The sequence below is a fragment of the Photorhabdus noenieputensis genome, assembly GCF_018448935.1.
GTDB classification, from domain to species: domain Bacteria; phylum Pseudomonadota; class Gammaproteobacteria; order Enterobacterales; family Enterobacteriaceae; genus Photorhabdus; species Photorhabdus noenieputensis.
This window is the reverse complement of sequence record NZ_RCWC01000127.1, coordinates 1-1,232: the sequence shown is the minus strand read 5'-3', so window position 1 is coordinate 1,232 and position 1,232 is coordinate 1. Positions and strand designations below refer to the sequence as shown.

The window sequence follows — 1,232 nt, the reverse complement described above, 5'->3', positions numbered from 1 at the left end:
GTTGGATAACGCCCTGACGGCCACCGGTCAGGCGCGTGAGCTCAATAACCACGCGGCGACGATTGAAGCCGGGCACCACTTGAAGATTAATGCCGACCAGATTAACAACACCAACGCCGGGTTGGTCACTCAGGTCGTCGAAACGGAAAAGTCTCAGCATCACGATGCAGTACTGAGCGGCCAGACCACTCGCTATGACTGGTCACAGGTGGACACTTCCCACCGCAATAAATACAAAGTGCACGATGCCATCATGCCGGATGGCAGCCGCAGTAATGACTTTTACGAATATCAGTACACCCGCACCGTCAAAGAAACTCAGGTCAAACAGAGCGACCCCGGTAAAATTCTGGCCGGGGGTAATATCACGCTCAACAGTGCGCAGGTCACCAATCACGACAGCCAGATTGTCGCTGGCGGCACGCTCGGTGGTGAAATTGGTGAACTGCACAATATCGCTACTCAGGGAGAACGGATTACCACCGATACGGGCAGTCAGACCCACTGGTATGCTAAAAAAACCAAAAAGAAAAAGTTCGGGTTCGGGGGGACCAAAACCTCGCAGGGGAAAAGCCGCAGTCGTTATGCCCCCGCGCCGGTGACAGAAACCATCGACCTGAAAACGCTGGCATGGCAGGAGAATACTCGTCCACAGGGTACCGATATTACGATTACAGACCGACAAACCGGTCAGATACATTCTGCCCCCACGACGGTCACACCGGTGAACGGTATCAAAAATCAGCCACTGGTATTGCCTCCCGGTCAGCCGTTTGAACTGAGTTTGCCCCCGGAAACCGTCAAAGGGCAAACAGTCGATCCGGTGATACGTGTGGTGACACCCGATACGCGTTTGCCGAATAACAGCCTGTATACCGTGCAACCGGGCAGTGACAGTCACTATCTGGTCGAAACCGACCCGAAATTTACCCAGTACAAACAGTGGCTGGGCTCGGACTATATGCGGCAACAATTAACGCATGACCCGGCGCTGGTCCACAAACGGTTAGGAGATGGGTTTTATGAACAACGTTTGGTGCGCGATCAAATCACCCAACTGACCGGCCAGCGCTATCTGCCGGGCTACAACAACGACGAAGCGCAGTTTAAAGCGCTGATGGATGCCGGCGTTGCCTTTGGCAAACAGCAACAGTTAACGCCGGGCGTGGCGCTGAGTCCGGCGCAGATGGCGTTGCTGACCTCGGACATTATCTGGCTGACTAACCAAACCG

1 pseudogene is annotated in these 1,232 nt (G+C 54.5%); it reads left to right on the top strand.

The annotated features are described in order from the left end of the window. A pseudogene (locus EAE91_RS23470) lies at positions 1 to 1,232 on the top strand (S-layer family protein); the annotation flags it as partial.